Origin of the sequence: Vibrio sp., from assembly GCF_038138445.1 — a bacterium.
Taxonomy (GTDB): domain Bacteria; phylum Pseudomonadota; class Gammaproteobacteria; order Enterobacterales; family Vibrionaceae; genus Vibrio.
In genome coordinates this window covers 17,907-40,052 of sequence record NZ_JAYQDQ010000032.1, presented here as the reverse complement: position 1 = coordinate 40,052, position 22,146 = coordinate 17,907, and the positions used below count along the sequence as shown (strand labels likewise).

Genomic DNA, 22,146 nt, shown 5'->3' with positions numbered 1-22,146 from the left:
GAAAGCAGAAAGCAGAAAGCAGAAAGCAGAAAGCAGAAAGCAGAAAGCAGAAAGCAGAAAGCTGTGCTTATTCCCGTAATATGCCGTGCTAACAATGTCCGACATGCTTTCGATATATATCAGGAAAAAGTATCAGATCATTCAACTTTTATCAATGAAAATAAAGTAATTAAAGTTATAAATATTTGAATTAATATTCGATGTCGGAAATCTTCCGCCTTTTTTATTAAGCAAAGATGAGTAGGTTATTTTTAATTAACTCTATTCAGCTCTAATACATGTAACTTATCATTCAACTTTAAAGTAATTAGACAATTGCCATTTTGATTATATAAATCAACGAATCTAACTGATAGCAATGAACCTTTTATGCCTCGATTATCTGATGTATTACCAAGCAACTTCTGCTTAGAAAATGTAAAAGTATGTCTGCCATCCAGATTTTCCGAGTGCCTCTTATAAAACAACTTAGACATGTAATTTGGCTCATGGCCAAACACTATGATGTCTGATTGTCCTGCGTCTATTAAAAAGCGCGACCCTTTAAAGTCTGCGTGCCAGAGGTTCTGGCCATAGCAGTGGCGATGGTCAGGACATAGTAATTTGACAAGGCTGTAGCCAGTGAAAGTCAGTACAATTAGAATTAAAGCTTGTTGCATACGTAGCTTTTTAAGCATGAGTATAGCTCTCCTTCTACCTTATCAATAAACAGTAGCTCCTTGCTAGCAAGAGAGCGCGCTTTATCCAAATCGACTTTAGTAGGGTTAAAAGTAAAAGGGATATTGTCTAAATATGTTATCTGGTTAAACGGAAAGTGGTGGATACACTTGCCGGATGTGGCACTCGCTAGAAAAACGAAGCAGCATAAAATATTAAATCTTCGATTAAATAGGCGCTTTGAATTCTTTATATTTTTACGTGCACTGAAAGTTCGGTTGGAGACTCACATTCCTGAAATAGGGGAGACGTTAAACTTATGTCATCCAGTATTTTGGGTTCTATCTGTAGTTTGTATCCTATTTTGGGTACTGTTTTTACGATAGATTTATGTTCAGCGCCGAGCTTTTTACGTACACTGTTTATCAATTGATTGATTGATTGATTGATTGATTGATTGATAGGTCGGTTACGTATGTGGTTGACCAAAGTTGATTCATGATCATTGAGCGGGTAACGACTTCAGGGTATGCCTTGCACAGCAGAGCAAGTAACTCAGCTTCTTTCAATCTTAGAGGTATTGCGCTCCTTTGCTTTGGAGGGACAATAATAAGCTCTAGGAAATTAACCACTAAAGATTCCAATTGGACTTTTTTGCTCATATAACTGAGTTTGGAGCTTTGATCTCTGTCAGTCATTCACTGCCTTTGCTAATAATTTATTGATGTCGCTGACGTGATGGGCTAATGGTCACTGAGTGAGATCCCACTTTGGCTTATTATGGTTTTTATTGTTTATTTTATCATCATGTCGCTTTGTGATTACAATAACTTTATCTAAAAACCATCAAATTCATGCTTTATGAAAAGCTTCTGGAGATTTTAGTTATATCCACGCATATTCTATTTATAGGTAGAGAAGCCTTTTTATTCCTAACATGCCCCCCCTAATTAACTGAAAATTATTTAATTGATAATAAAGACATAATGAATGCATAAGTCAATCCCATTTAACTAATCAATGATTGGTGGGAATAATCTTTTATATGCCTCATGTGTAAGTAAAGAAAGAGTTTTTCATAACCAATAATATATTGCCATCATCACTCGCATTATGGAGTCTCTAGTTCGATTCTATATCTTATTGTTAAAAATACTAAAGCATCGACAAACCATACATAAAATTTATATCATCAGGGCTCTAAATTTTTCCCATGATAATTTTTTCAATTATTTTCAGGTTTTTTTCTCTTGTTGCATTCTCTTCATGTTGTTCGTTATAGATGTAGTTTTTTTTGGGTTTTTATTCATATAAATGTGTTTTTTTGAGAATTTATACATTTTGCAATGGGAGGGTGAGATTGTTCGTGATGATTTCTTTTGAAATTTTTAGTTGTAGAGGGGAGAACCCTCGGCTAGTGAGGTGATTATACTGATAGTCATATCTATTATCCCACTCCAAGAAAGTTAACCCTATTAGATTAATTTAGATGTATGCGATTGATTATGCATTTATATCTATAATAATAGTTAGTATAAAGTGGGTTATTTATGTTTTTTTTTAATGTTTGATATGATTTTTAAGTAAAAAAACTTCAAGTATTCACTACTTTTTTCTCAGGATCGATGAAGGCTTGATTAATAAAAATATCAAGCTTTAGTTGATTTTTTCCGTAAGGGAAAGTCGGGTAAATGCTACTGGTAAATAATTATAATTGTTTTCCTATATGCATTTTCATATTTAAATTACATAGGATTAAAAAATGAAAGCTAATTTTATTCGTTCTTCAATTGCAGCATCACTTCTTTTTGGTGTGATGTCAGCGACACCTGCTTTGGCTGAAAATACAACCAATGTTTACTTCAAAGGAGAAATCGTAGAATCAGCATGTGGTTTGTCACCTGACAGTATTGATCAGACCATTGAATTGGGCCAGCAGCCTACTCATATCTTTAAAGCTAAAGGAGATCGTTCTACTCCGGTACCATTTCGTGTGAAATTGACTGATTGTGATACTAACGTGGCTTCTAATGCAGAATTCACTTTTGTTTCTAACCCAGATGCAACTGGCGATCTGTTCAGTGTTGATGGCGGAGCAACGGGCATTGGTGTACGTATCCTTCACAACGGCAATCCAGTGAATAATGGTGATGTAGCGGCAACTAATGTACTTGTTGATGGTACAAACATCGCTTCTTTCTCTGCGGCGTATGAAGCAAACATTGATATTGATGCGGTGAACAAGGTAACGGCTGGTAACGCAGAGTCTTGGGCTTTACTACGTGTTACTTATAACTAGTGATCTAGGGTGCTCGGCTGTATAGCCAAGCACCTATTTTCTATAAATTTATTGGTTGATGAAAATGCGTTGTTTGTTACTTAGTTCAATAGTTGTACTTTCCACTCCTAGTTTATCTTATGCGACAAACTTTAATAATTTCTTTATAAGAAGTGAAAATAGTGTTGATTTAAGTAAGTTTTCAACTGCTAACTTTGTGGAAGACGGCAGTTATGATCTGGACGTATACATTAATGGCGAATTTTTAACGACAGATAAAATATTATTTAGTGATAACGAACCTTGTATATCTGAGGTGTTGGTAGATAGCCTGCCTTTCAATGATCGCGGATATAAACTGTATAAAAAACAAATAGAATCAATTGAAGGTGCAGTTTGTTATAAAATTGATAAGATTGAATACACTAAGGTCGTTTCTGATCTTGGTAAAGGTCGTATCGACATATCAACACCACAAGAATACATTGCTAACGAGTATAAATATGGGTTTGTTCCTGACCGATTGTGGGATGATGGAATTTCAGCTTTATATCTTGACTACAACATAAACTACTTTTCAAGCCAGCAAGACGATGAAAACGGCTGGAATGATGATTTGTCGACATACGGTATTGTTGGAGCGAATGCTGGTGCGTTTCGCTTTAGAGCCAATTATCAGGCATCCAATAATTATTCAGGTGAGTTTACCTCATTGTATGGCTACACACCTGTGCGCAGTATCAAGTCCAAGCTGACATTTGGTAATACCCAGTTTGGCTCGGATGTGTATGACTCGTTCCAGATGACGGGTGTTCGCTTACAAAGTGATGACCAAATGTTACCGTCTAATTTGCGTGGCTATTCGCCAGTTGTTTCGGGAACTGTAAGTACAAATGCAGTGATTACCGTTAGGCAACAAGGAAATGTACTCAAAGTTGTTAACGTCAATGCTGGCCCATATTTGATCGATGATCTTGCGCAAGCTTCTAAGGGCACACTCGATGTAGAAGTCAAACAAGCCGACGGAAAAATTCAACGCTATCAAGTAAATGGTGCTGACGTTTTGTATTTGACTCGCCCAAATCACCTACGCTACAGCGTATCGGTTGGAGTTCCAGACAGTGAGACTTACGAACACGAACCAGAGTTTTTCTCAGCCGAAGCATCTTACGGGATCAACAATTACATATCTGTTTTTTCGGCAACCTTATTGTCTGAGGATTACCAGTCATACACGGTTGGTACAGGGGTTAATCTAAATTACTTTGGTGCTGCGTCTGTTGATGTCTCTACTGCAAAAGCCACACTGGGTGATACTAGTGACGCATCTGGTATATCTTACGGTGTTACTTACAACAATACCTTAACTGATTTTGGTTTAGGTTTACGTATAGCTGGATATCGTTTTTCAGAAGAACAGTATTACGAATTTGATGAATATCTTAACTCTTATGATGATGTAACCTCATCATTTATTTATGCCGCAAACAACAATCGTAAAGATGAAAAGCAAATCGCGCTGACACAGAGTTTCGGTGTTACCAGCGCATATGTCTCCTATACTTCCAATAACTACTGGGATAACCGCCGCGATTCGTCTCGTTATGATGTCAACTTGTCACATCCCATAAATCTTAACGGGATCAACTTATATCTGACGCTGAATCTATATCAAGCCGACGATTCATATCTGACATATAACTATGAGTCGGGTATTAGAGAGTACTCACCAAGCAGCGGTGAAAAAGGTTGGTCGTTAGGCATCTCTATTCCTATTGGGGGCAGCAATTCTGTCTCAGTACAAACAAATTCACGTGATGGCGACTACTCTCAGACTCTATCGTATTCCGGATATGACAAAGGGGATGGCTCTAACTATAGAGTTGCTTACGATGTTTATGAAGGTGAATCGAATGGTATTAGTGGTAACTACAGTCGCGATTTATCTTTTGTTTCAACCTCTGTTGGTGCGAGTTATAAAACCGACTCTTATAGCCAAGTGAACGCAAATGCTACGGGGACTGTATTGTTGTCCGAACATGGATTGGCATACAGTGCACTTAACTCAGGCACATCACGCATTCTTATTGATTCTAGTGTGTCAGACGTCACCATTAATGGCAGTCATCACGAGAAGACTAACGAATTCGGTTTAGCCCTGATCAATGGCGTCACGCCTTACCAAAAGAGCTACAACACTATCGACTTTAAGTCACTGCCTGACGATATTGAAGTGCTCGATAGCGTTAAGAGTATGGTCTTGACTGAGGGTGCGATTGGCTACCAAAAAATAAAAGCACGTAAAGGTAGCAACTTCCTTGCGCATTTGGAAGGGGATAACGAGGTTCCGTTTGGCGCTTTAGTCTTTGATGATGAACTTAATCAAGAGATTGGCATAGTTGGCCAAGATTCAACAGTCTATGTGGTTGGAGTCAACATCGATTCAAATATAAGTGTGAATTGGGGAGATAACGAAAGTTGTCACCTAGTCATCGATGAGTCGATTTTGGAAAGTCAAGAAGTCATTCGTTCAGTTAACTGTGAAAACTAAATTAGTAGTTGGGAAAATATGAAAAATTGTATTTTAGCAATCGTGTGCTGCTTGATGGTATCGACCACAGCAAACGCCGCATTAGCACTAGACAGAACTCGCGTTATTTACGATGGCGATTCTAAAGTCGAAACAGTGAAAATAAAAAATCCCGCAGAGACGCCATTTCTTGCTCAATCTTGGTTGACAGATATGACAGGGCAGGAAGTACAAGATAAGTTTATTGTGGTACCACCTGTGCTGAGAATTGAAAGTAAAGATTACGCTATTTTGCGAATTAAATCTTTACCTACCGTTTCTCAATTGCCTCAGGATCGGGAAACCGCCTATTTTTTACATGTTCGAGAAGTCCCCCCTTCAGTTGAACATAAAGGCCGTAGTACAAATACCAAGGTAGCCAGTGGATCGATCCAAATTGCTATCGAATCTGTCATTAAGTTTTTCTATAGGCCTGAAAGCCTTAAAAAAATCAATCGTATAGACAAGGTAATTGATAGTAGTACAAAGATTAGGCGTTTGAATGGTAACAAGGTTATTATCGAGAATGGTTCACCATTTTACGTGACCTTCTCTGACCTAAAGCTAGCTGATGCAGAGAAATCCTCTAAGTTTAAGCCCTTCATGTTAGCGCCTTTTTCCAGTAAAGCTCTAAACATAGAGAAAAGTGACCGATATACGCTGAGTCATATCAATGACTATGGTGCCACTGTATCAAACACTTTCGTTTGTAATACACAAAATGTTTGCACAGTGCAAAATAAACAGTAGGCCGGACAATGAGAAAGCTAATTTTAACCCTTCTATTGTTCGCTATTGGGCATATATTCGCTCCGAGTGCATGGGCACTAGCTTGTTATAGTACCAGCGAAGGTGGCAGTTTTGGTGGCAGGGGGCCAGGAGGCGTCACCAATTTTTATATCGATCCATCTGCATCTGTACCTGTGGATGAAACCAATGGTCAAATTGTATGGCGAGGGCCATCGCAAACAGTAACCGTGACTTGTTATAAAGATGCGACCAATTATCCCAGCTTAAAAAACTATCCTGAGCAAGTGTATTTTTGGCCAGGGAAAACGGGGAACACTTCTGTACCAAATATTCCTGGTATAAAAGTTGGATTTCGTTATGAGGGAAATGACATCTATGGTGTTAAGACCGCAGTCAAGGGTTTTGTTGTGCCAGCGTGTGGAAGCAATGAAAATAACAATAGCTGTGAGAGTCGAACCAAAACATCGCGTAGGATTACTTATCAACCAATTATCGTAACGGCACCTGGTACTTTTACTGGTTATAGTCAAGCGATCAATATTTTCCAGGTAGATGGGAAAGGTGGGTATAACGGCTTATACGCAAACTATCGAAGCGTGATTGCTAATATGGATATTCTTCAGCCTTCTAAATGCCTAGTTGAGCTAGAAATCCAGAATAATGATATTGACTATGGTCAAATAAGCGTCGACGAAGTTGGTCAAGCTGCGCAGCTTCCTCTCACTATCATAGTCAGAAACTTAAAGTATGGTCCCGATTGTCCATCGGTAAAATTGCGTGGCTATTTTGATAACGTTCGCGATCTTACCAATAAGTCATATATTCCCGTTTTTGATGAAGATGGAAAAGAAATTGATTCTTTAGGTATCAAGTTATACACACTTGGAGGCCAAGAAGTGGAATTAAACGAACCTGTTGGCGATGGCTATGAAGTCGCACAAGTCGGCTATGACCGTTACATCGCAAAACTAATTCCGCGTGGTTCCTCTGAAATCAAAAAAGGTAAGTTTGAGGGAATGGTAGTTTATACCGTTTCTTACTTATAAGAGAATGCTTATGAATTATAAACAAACTATTTTATTAGCTCTTTCTGTATTTACAGCCAACTCGGCTTTCGCTATTGAAGCTCAGCAGTCGAATGAAAATGAGAAAGGTGTTATTGAAACATTAATTTCTAATGGGTTGTATTTTCAGGTAGGGGGAGGTCTTGCGCAATTTAAGGACGATCCTTACAAAAATGATAATGACATCACCAGCCTGAAATACAACATAGGTATTAGTACACAACCATTTAACTTCGAACTCGGTTACCAAAGTTTCTCCGATGGTGATGGCTTTAGCATGAAGGGCGTAGATGTACTGGCTAAACATAAATGGTCGTTGTCACGCGATGGAGGGTTATTTGCTGGTGCTGGTGGCTATTTTTATAACGCTGAAATGGATAAACAATTTTTAGACTCACCACCAGAAACAAGTGGTGTGTCACCGTATCTGTCGATTGGTGGTTACTATGCCTTGAGTGAATATATTGATGTTTCCTTGCAATTTGACAGTTTTTTTAACGTAAGTGTGATTGATCAATATTATGATAAAAAAGACAGTAAGCATTTGAATCAAGTGAGCTTGTCTTTGATCCTTCACCCATGGACAAACAACCGCTACGAAGCTCAGCCTATCGAGCCCATTGAAGAGCCGTCAATAAAGCAACAAGTCAATCTAGGCCAGAATAGCCCAGAATATGGTTATGATGATGCAACGCTTAGCCCTGAGATGGAGGAGCAACTTACTCAGTTAGCAGTCAGAGTTACTGAATTAGAAAGCTACGAGATGGTAGTAACTGGGGGAGCAGATAGTAAGCCTGCATTTGTGAAATACAATACACGTTTAGCTAGAAAGAGAGCAAAACTTGTGGTGGACTTTTTGGTTTTACATGGTGTGGACGAGAGGAATATTCATCTTGAAACATCGGTTGTAGAGACAGAGCAAAGTGACCAAGACGCTCGTAAAGTTGATATAGTTGTGAAAGGTACTGAGGTAGTGAATACCTATTAATGGATAAATTAGTATCTTAAACGTTAAATAAAACCCCTATAAATAAGTTAGGGGTTTTACTTTTGAAATACTCATGGAGAAGTGAGCTGCTATATTAAAGATTATTTAGCATATTTCAGTACATAACCTTAAGAAATTCACACCATTGTCAATTAAATCATTGGTCTATATTTTAAATTCATGCACTATTATAACAAAAACTGTTATCAACATTAATGAGCTAATTAATACCTTGTAAACTTAGTATTACATTTTTTAGGATGATGGTTTTGCCCTCTCAAAGTGCTGTGATTCTTCCGCCATTAAAAATTAATATTTTCTACTTTGTCATGGTAAGTTGTGGTTTTATTTCGATTTTTTCACAATTTGCTTCTAGGGGTTGAGAGATTGGGTGTAGTGTGAAGCCCTATTCTTTTAACAGATACATATGTTAACTGATATCAAGTTAATCCTTGTTTATCTATACCTTTATCAATTAATGTGAGTAACTCTTCAAGTTGGAGATTTGATGATTCAATACACTTTAGATCAAATGTTATCTTTCGCTCTCACAGCAGAACATGGTTCGTTTGCTAAAGCAGCTAGGGCAAGTGGTAAAGATAGGACCACTATTAGTGAGCACGTTAATAACTTAGAAATTGCACTTAATGCGATTCTATTTGAAAGAGGTAATAATAAGTTGGTGATTACGGAACAAGGTAAAGCTCTGCTTCGGTGGTCTAGAGGTTTGATAAGACATGCAGAGGCCCTTCAATCATTTGCTGACTCGCTATCGTTACCAGAACAGCATCACTTCAAAATAGCCGTAGATATGCACCTACCCAGTGAATTTATCCTAGATGTTGATATTGTGGCTAGAAAGTTGTGCCCTAATATCACAATAGACTGGATATATCGCAGTCGAGATGAAGCCATAGAAGAACTTAAACTTAAAACCTTGGATGCGGCAATAATATTGAGAAATGATCAATCTTCGAGGCTAATACCACCAAGCGGCTTAATGGCATGCTATCTAGGTGAGGTCAAAGGAAGATTGTACACTGCTGTTGACTCACCACTTCAAGACTTTAGTCCAGTTAACTTTAGGGACTTGGCAGACAGTACTCGCTATGTACTGCAAAGCACGTCAGACGCTGGGCTTGGCGAACGAGCGGCTTTTTCCGGTCGACAAGTTGTTTTGAATGGTATAGATCTGGTGGTTAAATTTATTGAAAAAGATGGTTGGGCTTATTTGCCTTCAATACCCATGCTAGAGAATAATCCAAAAATTAAAGTCTTAGATGCTAACTTTCTCAATGCACATTGGTCTGTAGGGCATGTGTTGATGAGTAGAAGTGATATCTCAGGAGATACCTATAGACTGTTGCTGAATTCAGTAAAAGATGTATATAAAAATTCCTTTTAAATGAACTTTTATTATAAATAATGCATAGATAGAATGAAAAACATCAGCTGAACCACTTAACTTCATTTCATGTTATTTGTAGGTAAATAGTACTAAATAAAATTATTTACCTATCGTTTTAAAAAGACACTAGCAAGCCTCTAACTTCATAATCCCTTGTTTTATTTCACTCGGGAGTTGTACTTTACAATGATTTATAAAATCAAACATCACGCAGGTTGCTTGGCCTTGAGTGCAGACTTTACCTATTTTTTGACTGACAATTTGATATTCCATTGTGAATCTATCTTCTTGCAGTTCGACAACCTTAGCGCCGATTAAAAGTGTATCAGGATAGGTTATCGGTAGCTTATATTTGCAGCTGGTTTCTGCTAATACTGGTCCTATTGTGGTTTGAGAGGAATCAAGCAATAAATTGATTTTTTGAAAGTAGGACAGGCGAGCAGATTCAAAATATCGAAAATACACGACATTATTGACATGTTGCAGCGCATCCATCTCACCCCAAGCTACCTTAACCTCAGTGATAACTGGAAATGTCTTTAATAGTTCGTGCATGGCGAGTCCTTTTTTGTCAGTAGGTTGACCTACGATTGTAATCTAAAATTATGAAACAATTAAAAAATGTTGTGAAATTGTGACTGCTGATTGTAGGCCTATGGTGGGGCTTTACATCAATAGAGTAGAGGAGTAGTTTTAAAGTACTAAGATTGAACGAGGATCTGATATGACAGCACCTAGCGGTTTTAATCTGGCCTATGTAGACGGACGCAATGACTGGACTGGTGAGCTATTTAGCTTGCGCTTGACCGGCGCTCCACTTGACTTTAAAGCGGGGCAATTCACCAAGCTGGCACTGTATGATGATGCTGACCAATTGGTTAGTCGAGCCTACTCTGTTGTCAACGCACCTCTCAATGACAGTGATATACTAGAGTTTCTAGTAGTTGCAAACCCTCAAGGGAAGCTGACTCCAAACTTGCACAAGTTGAAAGAAGGCGATCAAGTTTATGTGGGCAGTACAGCCTATGGGGATCTTATTTTCAGCTCAATACCCAAATCGACTCAAGACCTATGGTTGCTCTCGACAGGAACCGGTATTGGTCCGTTTCTGTCATTGCTGGACGATATTAACGTTAGGCCAGGCTACGACAAAATTGTGTTAGTTCACGGTGTCAGGCATGAAAAAGACCTAGTGTATCGTTACTTGATTGATCAACTTTTAGAGCAATATGAAGGCCGCCTTACATATTTACCTATTGTTTCAAGAGAGCAGTCTTCCTTTGCACTAAATGGTCGCATCCCTCAGTTACTACAAGATAACCAGATTCAGCAACTGGCTGAGGTGCAACTGACAAAAGAAAACAGTTTTGTCATGTTATGTGGCAATCCTGAAATGATCAAAGAAACAACTCAAACATTACAGTCGATTGGACTTGAAAAGTTTCGCAGAGCGACAGGTGGTAATATTACCTTTGAACGTTATTGGTAATTGGTGTGACTGAAATAATAACAAATCAAGGCTCAATTATTAGAGCCTTGATTTGTTCAAAAGGAGCTAGAAAATCAAATGAGCGACACCAGCAATGACAGGTAGAGTAATTAAAGTTCGCAAGATAAAGATAGCGAACAGCTCAAAGATATTAACAGGAATACGGCTGCCAAGAAGTAGCGCACCCACCTCAGACATGTAAATCAACTGAGTGACAGACATAGCTGCAATGACAAAGCGAGTCATCTCATTATCAATTGAGCTTGCCAAAATTGCTGGAATAAACATGTCAGCGAAGCCAACCACAATAGTTTCTGAAGCGGCAACGGCCTCTGGTACACCTAGTAACTCTAAGAAAGGAATGAAAGGTTGGCCAAGGAAGCTAAATACAGAGGTGTATTTAGCAATCACTAAAGCAATAGTCCCTAACCCCATTACTACAGGTAGAACACCAAATACCATATCGATAGCGTTGCGAACACCTTCGCCAAAAACAGAACCAAATGATTTTACTTTACCGGCTTTTGCTAGCGCCAGTTCCATACCCCAAGAAAAATTACTGTGACCTTCAGGAACCAGATCAGCGTCTTTTGCTGGTTTAGAACCATCAATGAAGGTGTCTTTTTTCATACTTAATGGTGGAATACGTGGAATGATAATTGCAGCAACGATACCAGCCAAACATATAGCACCATAAAAAGGCAGAAATAAGTGTTCAAGTTCTACTTGTGCTAGAACAACTAAGCTAAAGGTAATAGATACAGCAGAGAAAGTGGTCCCGACAACGGCAGCTTCTCTTTGAGTATAAAATTTAGTTTCGTACTGTTTACTAGTAAGAAGGATACCGACAGAACCGTCTCCTAGCCATGATGCCATACAGTCTATAGCACTTCGGCCCGGAAGGTTAAAGATTGGACGCATGACTTTACTAAGCAAAGTACCAAACAATTCCAGCAAACCAAAATTAAGCAGTAAAGGAAGTAGTAAGCCAGCAAAGATAAATACTGAGAAGAGTGTCGGCAATAGACCTTCCAATACGAGCCCGCCCGTATTTTCTTCCCAGACAGCTTTAGGGCCTATTTGGAAAAATGTCATAGCCACAGCAAGGCCGCCTATTACACGCACCAGAAGCCAAAGTGGGCTTGGATTAAAAAGTCCATTTAAGAAGGCATTACGAGATATAAATGCAGGATTTTTTATTCGGCATAGGACTGAAGCCGAGGCCATAAAGATAATGATCCCAGTAACGATGCCAACTAAATGGTCGCCGAATAATGCTTGAATAGTTTTAGCAAGGACGGCAACAGGAATAGTGATGTCCCCTTCATAGCGAATTGGCGCCATGAAAAGGAATAGACCCAGTAATGAAGGGATCAAAAACATCCAAAGATTACCTTTGGTGTTTGTCTGTTTAATGGTTTGAGCGTTATTCTGCATTGCAAATCTCGTGTTACTGCTAGTGAATCAATCTTGTATGCTTTTTGAGCATATTTATTCACTAAACATCTCTACTTAGTCATCCACGGTGAAGAGTAATCCTTATTGAGTATTCTTGCAATACTATTCAATAAATTTCCCTAAATATGCATAATATAATATGACGTTTATGTGAAATAACGGTTTTTTGTTTCGAGGATGTTAAATTGATTGTTCTTATGTTGCAAGTTGGTTTTTGCTGTTGCGAGACATATAAGGTCAATAATTGTGAACTCACTCATTATATTTACCTATTACTCAAATAAAAAAACCGCCCATTGGGCGGTTATAATCATTAAATATAAAATTTACTTGTTTGCGACTTGCCCAAGCTTTAACCAGGTATCAATCACTGTGTCTGGGTTGAGTGATACCGAGCTGATACCTTGTTCCATCAACCACTCGGCTAAGTCGTCGTGATCTGACGGGCCTTGACCACAGATACCGACGTATTTACCGGCTTTACTTGCTGCATCGATTGCCATTTTAAGCATGGCTTTCACAGCAGGGTTACGCTCATCAAATAGGTGAGCAACGTCACCTGAATCTCTATCCAGACCGAGAGTAAGCTGGGTCATGTCGTTTGATCCGATGGAGAAGCCATCGAAGTACTTCAGGAAATCTTCCGCGAGAACAGCGTTTGAAGGTAGCTCACACATCATGATAACTTTAAGCCCTTGGTCTCCACGGCGCAGGCCATACTTAGCCAGAATATCAATAACTGATGCCGCTTCGCTTGGGGTACGAACGAAAGGAATCATAATTTCGACGTTCTTTAGTCCCATATCATTACGCACGCGCTTGATCGCTTGAGTTTCTAGTTCAAAACAGTCTTCGAATACTGGGGAAATATAGCGTGATGCCCCTCTAAAGCCCAGCATTGGGTTTTCTTCATGGGGTTCATAGCCTTTACCGCCAACTAGGTTGCTGTACTCGTTAGATTTAAAATCAGACATACGTACAATAACCCGTTTTGGCCAGAAAGCAGCCGCAATAGTGGCAATCCCTTCAGTCAGTTTACTAACATAAAAATCGATTGGGTCTTTATAGCCACGAATACGTTCACTAATTTCTGCTTTAAGCTCATCACTCTGTGCATCAAAGTTGAGCAAGGCTTTGGGGTGAATTCCGATCATTTTATTGATGATGAACTCTAAGCGAGCGAGACCAACACCTTCATTTGGAATTTGGGCAAAGTCGAAGGCACGATCTGGGTTGCCCACATTCATCATCACCTTGGTTGGTAAAACGGGAAGCTCATCGACTGTTGAGCGTTTGATGTCAAAGTCCAATTTGCCATTATAAACATACCCAGTTTCGCCTTCAGAGCAGGAAACCGTCACTAGGCTTTCGTCTGTCAGGCGAGATGTTGCATCGCCACAGCCAACGATGGCGGGAATGCCTAGCTCTCTAGCAATAATGGCAGCATGACAAGTTCGGCCACCACGGTTAGTGATAATAGCTGATGCTTTCTTCATCACAGGTTCCCAGTCGGGATCTGTCATATCAGTAACTAATACATCTCCATCTTGCACTAAAGACATTTGATCTAAGGAATCGACTAAACGAACGGGCCCTGAACCAATACGTTGACCAATCGCGCGGCCTTCTACTAGTACCTCTGCTTTGTTGCTGAGCTCATAACGCTCGATAACGTTTTGCTCGCTTTGAGAACACACGGTTTCTGGTCTGGCTTGGACAATGTATAGCTTGCCATCTATCCCATCTTTAGCCCATTCAATATCCATAGGGCGCTGGTAGTGTTTTTCGATGATCATTGCTTGCTTAGCAAGCTCATTTATTTCGTCATCGTTGAGGGAGAACTGGTGTTTCTCCTGCTCTGAGGTGTCTATGGTGTCGACCTGTTTGCCTATTTCAGGGTTATCTGAGTAGATCATTTTGATAAGTTTTGAGCCAAATGTTTTTTTAACAATAGCTTGTTCACCAGCTTCCAGCATTGGTTTGTGAACATAGAATTCGTCAGGGTTGACTGCGCCCTGAACCACCATTTCACCCAACCCCCAAGAGGAAGTAATAAAGACAACGTTATCAAACCCAGATTCAGTATCTAGGGTAAACATGACCCCAGAGGAGGCTTTGTCGGAGCGCACCATACGCTGTATGCCTGCGGATAATGAAATACCCCTATGATCAAAGCCTTGGTGAACACGGTAGGAGATTGCTCTGTCATTAAATAATGAAGCATAAACATGCTTAGTCGCTTCAAGAACGGCATCGATACCGCTAACGTTGAGAAAAGTCTCTTGTTGGCCAGCAAATGAAGCATCAGGTAAATCTTCAGCTGTTGCTGAGGAGCGAACCGCTACAGACAGCTCTGTATTATCTTCTATGAGTTCTTGGTAATTGTTACGTATGTCTTGCTCAAGATCAGCAGGGAAGGGAGCATCCAGTACCCATTGACGGATGGTTGCCCCTGTTTTTCTTAATGCATCCACGTCTTCAACGTCTAGCTCGTCGAGTAAGCCATGGATACGTTCATCTAGACCTTCAAAATCTAGGAATTGGTTAAACGCGTATGAAGTAGTGGCAAAACCATTGGGCACTGAAACACCGGCATTCGCCAGATTAGAAACCATTTCGCCAAGTGAGGCGTTTTTGCCGCCGACTTTGTCGACGTCTGACATGGATAGGCTATCAAACCAGAGGGTGTTCTTTTGCATGTCTTTCTCCAGAAACATTGCAGTTTTGTAGGAATAGAGCAAACGATTACGCTTGTAAATAAAAAAGCTCAGCAATTTTCAAAGCTGTGCAGTCCGTAACTGTTCGCTATGCTTTATTATCGATATTATTGTGTTACCCATCCTACTCAAAATAATTTTAAAGCTTAAATAAAAAATGCAAATTGATATTCAAAGTCGTGATGTATTCTATGTTTCTGATGGAACTGCTATTACGTGTGAGACATTGGGGCATGTGGTGATTGGTCAGTTTCCACTCAACGCCCATGAAAAGACATTTCCTTTTGTGGAAAGTGAAGACAAACTTGACGACCTGCTTAGGGAAATTGAGCAGTCTTACCGAAGAACTGGTCGAAAGCCCTTGGTGTTTTTCTCGATTGTTATTCCACGTATCAAACACAGGCTTTTGCAAGCACCTGCTCATAGCTACGATGTGCTAGCCAATATTGTTGAGCAGGTTAAAGGGGATATTGAAATGGATCCTCAGCCGAAGTTACAGCGTTCAAGAAGTGTAGGTAAAGATTCTGCTTCATATTTTGATCGGATTGCGGCCATTGAGTATACCTTAGCTCATGATGACGGAATCACTCTTAAAGGTTTAGATGAGGCTGATATTATCTTGCTTGGAGTTTCACGCAGTGGCAAAACACCGACTAGCTTGTATATGGCAATGCAATTTGGGTTGCGAGTGGTCAATTATCCTTTTATTGATGAAGACATTCGTCGTTTGAGGTTATTACCCGAGTTTGAAATACACAGGCATAAGCTGTTTGGTTTGACGATTGACCCGCAAAGGCTAAATGAAATCAGAGAAAGCAGACTGGCAGGAAGTGACTATGCCAGTACAGAGCAGTGCATTAGTGAACTAAAAAGTGTTGAGTCCTTATTCCGACGCGAGGCCATACCTTACATTAATACATCGTCACTTTCCGTAGAGGAAATATCAACACGTATCCTCGAAAAGGCAGGGCTACGGCGCCGGCTTTTGTAACTTAAAATGACTCGGTCTGGTACTTCTTAAGTCCCTGATCGAGTAACTCCTTAAGCTGTTCTTTGTATTTATACTTCTTTGAAATCATCATATGAAACTTATGCTTTGGCATTTTAGGAATAACTTCTATCGCTAGGTTTTCACCTATATAGTCTATACCCCAAATGCTCTTTATCCCCGCAACAATCTCCTTCCATGCGAGTATGACATCACATTTCTCCTCATTAAGCTCTTCAACAAGTTGGTGCATACTGTGAGCGTTTTGATGGATTTTTTTTAGGCCGAAGTCGCTGTAATTGTATCCATGAATACCACACACTTTATATGCATTTAAATCCGAACCTTGGGTAATCTTTAGCCCGTCTTTAAATTTTGATTTTTTATATAGATAGGAAGGAGTTGTGGCATAGTACCAAGTCGTATAAAGGAAATCTTGTGCTCGTTGGTCCGAGTAGGTTGCACTTACTGCGAGTTGAAAGTCACCAGCTCTTCCCCCTTTTAAACAGCGAGACCAAGAAGACATGGTAAAATCAAACGTTATACGATGTTTTGGCAGTATCTCATTCAGTACATCAAGATCAAATCCCTTCACCTCTTCATCTTGGACATAGGTGTAAGGCTCCCAATCAATAGAATCCCCACATATACTTAAATGAGTGTCAGATAACTCATTGATTCCCGAAAATACGTGAGAGCTAAAAAGTAGCAATGTAAGCCAACAGTAGTTTAGTAATTTCATGTGCAAATTAGGTGATAGCCGTTGTTGACCATAAGTATAGACACCATAAAAGAATTAGGGTGATTTTGTCGTATCAAAAAAGTGGGCTTGAAGCGGTTCGTTAGCATATCAGCTTGCATAAAACACTGTATATGGGTGCAATATACAAGCTGACATGAAGTAGACCTAGTGGTCTAGGCTTGTTTGGTGCTCGCTAATGAGCATATCAAGGGAAAGCTCAGCTCGGGCTTCTGCTGACGCAAAGCTATCTTCTAAGCTAAACTCTTCTACTACTTCGTAATAGCATTTCAGCTTTGGCTCAGTACCAGAAGGGCGGACAATGACTCTAGCCCCGCCATCTAAGCGATAGATAAGCACATCACTTGGAGGAAGATCTATCGGGTTGCTTCTTCCGTCAGCATGGTAACGAATTGAGAGTTGTAAGTCGTCTATTTGTGTTACCTTCCTGCCCGCAATATGACTTGGCTGTTCAGCGCGGAGTTTGTCCCCAATTGGTGGAGAATTGGGATCCAGTGCGGTACTATGTTGGGCATTGATGTACATACCGTGCTCGCGGTAAATGCTCTCTAACTGATCCCAAACAGTTTTCCCTTGGCTTTTCAATTCTGCGGCTAGTTGTGCAAATGCCACTAAAGCTGATAAACCATCTTTGTCCCAGACCTTATTTCCTATGGTATAACCAAGCGCTTCTTCATAAGCGAAAAGGAATTGTTTTTCAGATGTTTCCTTTTTCATCGCAACATTAGTCAGCCACTTAAAGCCAGTCAGAGTTTGATAGTACTCGGCGTTATGAGAGCGGGCTATTTTTTCCAATAAACTAGAAGAAACAACCGTGTTACCAACTAATTGCTTTGATGCTTGAGTTTGATTGAGCAGGTAGTGACCAAATAATGCACCGACTTGGTCTCCGGTTAGCATTTGATAGTTTCCGTCTGGTTTGATTGCTGCAACGGCAAAACGGTCTGCATCTGGGTCATTAGCGCAGGCAATGTCAGCATTATGCTCTTTAGCCAGAGCGATCACCATATCCATCGCCCCTGCTTCTTCCGGGTTTGGGAAGTTTACGGTAGGAAATGTACCATCGGGTGTTTCTTGGTCTGCCACGCTATAAACAGAGGTGAAGCCAGCATCATTAAGTAAGGTTTTCGCCATAGGAGCACCAACACCATGCATCGCCGTATAAGCAATAGAAACTTGCGCTGTATCTGGGCGGAATTCAAGCACGGGGTTACTGTTAACGCTTTGGCGATAAGACTCGTAGTACTCTTCTGTTAACCAAGCAAGCTTTGCTTCTTTTTCAGCTTGCTCTAGGGGCATCAAAGGTATGGGCTGAGTTGCGGCAAGATCAATTGCTGCCGCAATCCCTGAATCATGAGGCGGTATAATCTGAGCACCATTTTCCCAATAGACTTTAAAGCCGTTATATTCAGGTGGGTTGTGGCTTGCCGTGACTACTACTGCGGCAGCGGCGTTCAACTGCTTGACACCAAAAGCAACAATAGGTGTAGCGGCGACATCGTGAGTCAGATATACCTTGATGCCCAGTGCGGTTAGGACGGAAGCTGTACTGTGAGCAAACGGTTTAGAATCATTGCGGCCATCATAGCCGATCACTACGCCTCGTTGCTTGGCATCTTCAACATTGTTAATCAAATAGTGGCCTAAGCCTGTGGCCGTTTCCTGAATTACGAGTTGATTCATTCTGTTTGGACCGGCGCCAACTTTGCCTCTTAACCCTGCAGTTCCAAATTCTAATCGCTGACTAAATCGGTCTGCGATTTCTTGATCGTTTTTTTGATCAACTAACTGTTTCAGCTCTTCACGCGTGCGTGGATCTGGATCTCTTTCTAACCAATGAGTAACTTGTTGCATCATAACTTATCTTACCCTGACATCTAGTGCCTTGAGTGAATGAATTTGGAAATTAATCATTTGATATTAAGTGAAACTGGTCATCATTTGCGAGAGAGCAATCGTTAAATTAAATATTGTGATCGAGGTTAACCTAATTCAGTCGAAATCGTCGACATTTCCAGTAGCACTTTCTTGCATATTTCCAAAACGCCAACTAGTTTTTGATAACATAAATATAACAAAATTAATAAAATTTACTGTTTGTAACCTATTCCCTGAACTCATTTGCCCAATAGGACTTTTTTGCGCCAGTAATCGGTCGGCGTAATGGTGAAATCGTCATAGATGATGCCTCAAGAAAGAGGAGAGATCTTTTGAAAGGATTACAGGTAATACTGTGGCAACTGACCAATCTGCTGTTGTTTGGTTTTGCTACATCTGTGAGTGCTGAGCAATCAACACTAAATATGACCCAAGGTGTAACAGGTATAAGCAGTCAAGTGTATGACTTGCATATGCTGATCTTTTATATCTGTTGTGCAATCGCGGTTGTGGTATTTGGGGTGATGTTTTACTCCATGTATCACCATAGAAAGTCCAAAGGTGCTGTTGCTGCAAACTTTCATGAAAGCACCAAAATCGAGGTCATATGGACGGTCATCCCCATCATTATTTTGGTTCTTATGGCTATTCCTGCCACGCGCACTCTAGTCGCAATGGAAGATACTTCTCAATCTGATTTGACGGTAAAAATCACCGGTTCGCAGTGGAAGTGGCATTATAGTTACTTCGGTGAAGACGTTGAGTTTTTTAGCTTGTTAGCGACCAGTCAAAAAGAGATAGAAGGTGTTGAAGATAAGGGCGCTCACTATCTGCTCGAAGTTGATAATCCTCTCGTTTTGCCCATTAACCGAAAAGTACGATTCCTGATGACGTCTGATGATGTGATCCATTCTTGGTGGGTCCCAGACTTTGCCGTGAAAAAAGATACCGTTCCTGGCTTTATTAATGAAGCATGGACACGTATTGATAAGCCCGGTATTTATAGAGGGCAATGTGCCGAGTTATGTGGTCGGGCTCATGGCTTTATGCCAATAGTTGTCCAAGCGATGGAAGAAGATGATTATGATGCTTGGATGGTAGAGAAAAAAGCAGAAATAGCGAAAGCGAAGCAAGAGGCGGCTGCATCTTTAACGGCATCACTATCTAAAGAAGATTTAATGTCTATTGGTGAAAAAGTTTATGCTGACCGATGTGCGGTTTGTCACCAAGCAAGTGGTGCGGGTATTCCCGGTGCGTTTCCTGCTATTACTGGCAGTAAGGTTGCAACAGGTGATGTCACCTACCATATCGATGTTGTGGTTGATGGTCGCCCAGGTACAGCAATGCAGTCATTTGCTAATCAGTTGTCAGACAAAGAAATTGCTGCAGTTGTAACCTATCAACGAAATGGATTAGGGAATAACACGGGTGATCTTGTACAAGCATCCGACGTGAATGCATTTAAAGCGTCCAAGGAGGGACAATGAAAACGTCCAAACCTGACTCACTGACTACCGAAAGCGTAAAGTCTGCACCAGCGACAGATGCTGAACTTACAGGTGCCAACAGTGCCATTGCCATTGACGAGCATGATCATCATGATGCGCCTCAAGGGGTTTCTCGGTGGATATATTCAACCAATCATAAAGATATCGGGACACTTTACCTTTGGTTTAGCTTTATTATGTTCCTCACTGGCGGCGCAATGGCGATGATAATTCGCGCTGAACTTTTCCAGCCGGGTTTACAGCTAGTAGAGCCACAGTTTTTTAACCAAATGACCACAGTACATGGATTGGTAATGGTTTTTGGTGCTGTAATGCCAGCTTTTACTGGCTTAGCTAACTGGATGATTCCCCTTATGATTGGTGCGCCAGATATGGCTTTACCAAGAATGAATAACCTGAGTTTTTGGATCTTGCCTTTTGCTTTCTTGATTTTACTCGCTTCCTTGTTCACTGAAGGTGGCGGTCCTGATTTTGGTTGGACTTTCTACGCACCACTCTCTACGACTTATGGCCCAGACAGTACTGCGCTATTTGTGTTTGCGGTTCACATTATGGGGATCAGTTCAATCATGGGGGCGATAAATGTCATAGTGACTATTGTCAACATGAGAGCACCAGGTATGACTTGGTTCAAAATGCCGATGTTTGTTTGGACTTGGTTGATAACCGCTTTCCTACTTATCGCTGTGATGCCTGTGTTGGCAGGGGCAGTGACCATGGTGCTAACGGACAAATATTTTGGCACCTCGTTTTTTGATGCGGCTGGTGGAGGGGACCCTGTGATGTTTCAGCACATCTTTTGGTTCTTTGGCCACCCAGAAGTGTACATCATGATATTGCCTTCTTTTGGGATAGTATCAGCCATTATTCCAGCGTTTAGTGGGAAAAAACTGTTTGGCTATCACTCGATGGTTTACGCCACTTGTAGTATTGCTTTGCTGTCTTTCTTAGTGTGGGCGCATCATATGTTTACTACGGGTATGCCCGTGTTTGCCGAGCTGTTCTTTATGTATTGCACCATGTTAATTGCAGTTCCTACGGGGGTTAAGGTGTTCAACTGGGTTGCAACTATGTGGCGCGGCGCAATGACGTTTGAAACCCCCATGTTGTTTACCATTGCCTTTATTATCTTATTTACAATTGGCGGGTTTTCCGGTCTTATGCTGGCGATTGTCCCTGCCGATTTTCAGTATCATGATACCTACTTTGTCGTCGCGCACTTTCACTATGTTCTTGTCTCTGGTGCTGTATTTTCTATCATGGCGGCCGCTTATTATTGGCTACCTAAATGGACGGGCCATATGTACGATAACCGACTGAGCTTATGGCACTTCTGGTGCTCTGTTATCTCGGTTAATGTCTTGTTTTTCCCAATGCACTTTGTAGGTTTAGCAGGAATGCCACGCCGCATCCCTGATTATGCAATTCAGTTTGCCGACATCAATCAGATAGTGTCGATTGGTGGTTTTGCTTTTGGTTTGTCCCAGCTAATTTTCCTTTGGGTAGTAATAAAATGTATCCGTGGAGGCGAAAAAGCTGAGGCAAAAGTTTGGGATAGAGCAGAAGGTTTGGAATGGACAGTTCCCAGTCCCGCTCCCCATCACACCTTTTCAACACCGCCAAAAGTTGATTAG

General features: G+C 40.6%; 18 protein-coding genes. 11 read left to right on the top strand and 7 right to left on the bottom strand.

What is annotated here, in order from left to right; all coding sequences use genetic code 11:
• On the top strand, positions 1 to 189 hold a 189-nt coding region (locus AAFM34_RS10535), incomplete at its 5' end, for a hypothetical protein (RefSeq protein ID WP_341662590.1).
• Between the two features lie 62 nt (positions 190 to 251).
• Here AAFM34_RS10535 and AAFM34_RS10530 read toward each other — a convergent pair.
• Positions 252 to 677 (bottom strand): hypothetical protein, encoded by a 426-nt coding sequence (locus AAFM34_RS10530; protein ID WP_341662588.1) that lies wholly within the window; start codon positions 675 to 677, stop codon positions 252 to 254.
• A 405-nt stretch (positions 678 to 1,082) separates the two neighbouring features.
• Positions 1,083 to 1,355 (bottom strand): winged helix-turn-helix domain-containing protein, encoded by a 273-nt coding sequence (locus AAFM34_RS10525; RefSeq protein WP_341662586.1) that lies wholly within the window; start codon positions 1,353 to 1,355, stop codon positions 1,083 to 1,085.
• Positions 1,356 to 2,419: 1,064 nt separating this feature from the next.
• On the opposite strand from AAFM34_RS10525, the gene AAFM34_RS10520 reads away from it, so the two are divergent.
• The 6 genes from AAFM34_RS10520 (at position 2,420) to AAFM34_RS10495 (ending at position 9,711) form a co-directional block, all read left to right on the top strand.
• Positions 2,420 to 2,956, top strand: a complete 537-nt coding sequence (locus AAFM34_RS10520; RefSeq protein ID WP_341662584.1) for a fimbrial protein — start codon at positions 2,420 to 2,422, stop codon at positions 2,954 to 2,956.
• Between the two features lie 64 nt (positions 2,957 to 3,020).
• Positions 3,021 to 5,486, top strand: a complete 2,466-nt coding sequence (locus tag AAFM34_RS10515; protein ID WP_341662582.1) for a fimbria/pilus outer membrane usher protein — start codon at positions 3,021 to 3,023, stop codon at positions 5,484 to 5,486.
• A gap of 18 nt (positions 5,487 to 5,504) precedes the next feature.
• A complete protein-coding gene (locus tag AAFM34_RS10510; protein WP_341662580.1) occupies positions 5,505 to 6,254 on the top strand; it encodes a molecular chaperone in 750 nt (249 codons plus the stop codon).
• Between the two features lie 8 nt (positions 6,255 to 6,262).
• On the top strand, positions 6,263 to 7,300 hold the full coding sequence (locus tag AAFM34_RS10505) for an adhesin (protein WP_341662578.1): 1,038 nt from the start codon (positions 6,263 to 6,265) through the stop codon (positions 7,298 to 7,300).
• Between the two features lie 10 nt (positions 7,301 to 7,310).
• Positions 7,311 to 8,306: an OmpA family protein gene (locus AAFM34_RS10500; RefSeq protein ID WP_341662576.1), complete on the top strand. Its 996-nt coding sequence runs from the start codon at positions 7,311 to 7,313 to the stop codon at positions 8,304 to 8,306.
• A gap of 508 nt (positions 8,307 to 8,814) precedes the next feature.
• Positions 8,815 to 9,711 carry a LysR family transcriptional regulator gene (locus tag AAFM34_RS10495; protein ID WP_341662574.1) on the top strand — a complete coding sequence of 299 codons (897 nt, stop codon included), beginning with the start codon at positions 8,815 to 8,817 and terminating at the stop codon, positions 9,709 to 9,711.
• A gap of 129 nt (positions 9,712 to 9,840) precedes the next feature.
• Here AAFM34_RS10495 and AAFM34_RS10490 read toward each other — a convergent pair whose 3' ends face one another.
• Positions 9,841 to 10,269 (bottom strand): thioesterase family protein, encoded by a 429-nt coding sequence (locus tag AAFM34_RS10490; protein ID WP_341662571.1) that lies wholly within the window; start codon positions 10,267 to 10,269, stop codon positions 9,841 to 9,843.
• 169 nt (positions 10,270 to 10,438) lie between these two features.
• On the opposite strand from AAFM34_RS10490, the gene AAFM34_RS10485 reads away from it, so the two are divergent.
• A complete protein-coding gene (locus AAFM34_RS10485; RefSeq protein ID WP_341662569.1) occupies positions 10,439 to 11,203 on the top strand; it encodes a ferredoxin--NADP reductase in 765 nt (254 codons plus the stop codon).
• 66 nt (positions 11,204 to 11,269) lie between these two features.
• On the opposite strand, the gene AAFM34_RS10480 is transcribed toward AAFM34_RS10485, so the two are convergent.
• Entirely contained in the window at positions 11,270 to 12,640 is a 1,371-nt protein-coding gene (locus AAFM34_RS10480; RefSeq protein WP_341662567.1) for a YjiH family protein, read from the bottom strand.
• A 347-nt stretch (positions 12,641 to 12,987) separates the two neighbouring features.
• Positions 12,988 to 15,378 carry a phosphoenolpyruvate synthase gene (ppsA, locus tag AAFM34_RS10475; protein ID WP_341662565.1) on the bottom strand — a complete coding sequence of 797 codons (2,391 nt, stop codon included), beginning with the start codon at positions 15,376 to 15,378 and terminating at the stop codon, positions 12,988 to 12,990.
• A gap of 157 nt (positions 15,379 to 15,535) precedes the next feature.
• On the opposite strand from ppsA, the gene AAFM34_RS10470 reads away from it, so the two are divergent.
• Positions 15,536 to 16,369: a pyruvate, water dikinase regulatory protein gene (locus AAFM34_RS10470; protein ID WP_341662563.1), complete on the top strand. Its 834-nt coding sequence runs from the start codon at positions 15,536 to 15,538 to the stop codon at positions 16,367 to 16,369.
• 1 nt (position 16,370) lies between these two features.
• Here the strand turns inward: AAFM34_RS10470 and AAFM34_RS10465 are convergent, their stop codons facing one another.
• Together AAFM34_RS10465 and AAFM34_RS10460 are read right to left on the bottom strand one after the other, a co-directional pair.
• Entirely contained in the window at positions 16,371 to 17,078 is a 708-nt protein-coding gene (locus tag AAFM34_RS10465; protein WP_341662561.1) for a transporter substrate-binding domain-containing protein, read from the bottom strand.
• Between the two features lie 195 nt (positions 17,079 to 17,273).
• Complete coding sequence (locus AAFM34_RS10460; RefSeq protein ID WP_341662559.1) at positions 17,274 to 18,983, bottom strand: phospho-sugar mutase; 1,710 nt, start codon at positions 18,981 to 18,983, stop codon at positions 17,274 to 17,276.
• A gap of 383 nt (positions 18,984 to 19,366) precedes the next feature.
• Here AAFM34_RS10460 and coxB point away from each other — a divergent pair, with 383 nt between their 5' ends.
• Together coxB and ctaD are read left to right on the top strand one after the other, a co-directional pair.
• Complete coding sequence (coxB, locus tag AAFM34_RS10455; RefSeq protein ID WP_371833272.1) at positions 19,367 to 20,491, top strand: cytochrome c oxidase subunit II; 1,125 nt, start codon at positions 19,367 to 19,369, stop codon at positions 20,489 to 20,491.
• The gene (ctaD, locus tag AAFM34_RS10450; protein WP_341662555.1) at positions 20,488 to 22,146 is read left to right on the top strand and encodes a cytochrome c oxidase subunit I; all 1,659 of its coding nucleotides are present in this window, start codon (positions 20,488 to 20,490) and stop codon (positions 22,144 to 22,146) included. The genes coxB and ctaD overlap by 4 nt, the downstream gene beginning before the upstream one ends.

Coding starts and splice junctions, on each gene's coding strand:
- AAFM34_RS10500 (WP_341662576.1), top strand. CDS start 7,311: ATGAATTATAAACAAACTATTTTATTAGCTCTTTCTGTATTTACAGCC.
- AAFM34_RS10530 (WP_341662588.1), bottom strand. CDS start 677: ATGCTTAAAAAGCTACGTATGCAACAAGCTTTAATTCTAATTGTACTG.
- AAFM34_RS10490 (WP_341662571.1), bottom strand. CDS start 10,269: ATGCACGAACTATTAAAGACATTTCCAGTTATCACTGAGGTTAAGGTA.
- ppsA (WP_341662565.1), bottom strand. CDS start 15,378: ATGTTTCTGGAGAAAGACATGCAAAAGAACACCCTCTGGTTTGATAGC.
- AAFM34_RS10460 (WP_341662559.1), bottom strand. CDS start 18,983: ATGATGCAACAAGTTACTCATTGGTTAGAAAGAGATCCAGATCCACGC.
- AAFM34_RS10520 (WP_341662584.1), top strand. CDS start 2,420: ATGAAAGCTAATTTTATTCGTTCTTCAATTGCAGCATCACTTCTTTTT.
- ctaD (WP_341662555.1), top strand. CDS start 20,488: ATGAAAACGTCCAAACCTGACTCACTGACTACCGAAAGCGTAAAGTCT.
- AAFM34_RS10505 (WP_341662578.1), top strand. CDS start 6,263: ATGAGAAAGCTAATTTTAACCCTTCTATTGTTCGCTATTGGGCATATA.
- AAFM34_RS10510 (WP_341662580.1), top strand. CDS start 5,505: ATGAAAAATTGTATTTTAGCAATCGTGTGCTGCTTGATGGTATCGACC.
- AAFM34_RS10495 (WP_341662574.1), top strand. CDS start 8,815: ATGATTCAATACACTTTAGATCAAATGTTATCTTTCGCTCTCACAGCA.
- AAFM34_RS10515 (WP_341662582.1), top strand. CDS start 3,021: ATGCGTTGTTTGTTACTTAGTTCAATAGTTGTACTTTCCACTCCTAGT.
- AAFM34_RS10470 (WP_341662563.1), top strand. CDS start 15,536: ATGCAAATTGATATTCAAAGTCGTGATGTATTCTATGTTTCTGATGGA.
- AAFM34_RS10485 (WP_341662569.1), top strand. CDS start 10,439: ATGACAGCACCTAGCGGTTTTAATCTGGCCTATGTAGACGGACGCAAT.
- AAFM34_RS10525 (WP_341662586.1), bottom strand. CDS start 1,355: ATGACTGACAGAGATCAAAGCTCCAAACTCAGTTATATGAGCAAAAAA.
- AAFM34_RS10480 (WP_341662567.1), bottom strand. CDS start 12,640: ATGCAGAATAACGCTCAAACCATTAAACAGACAAACACCAAAGGTAAT.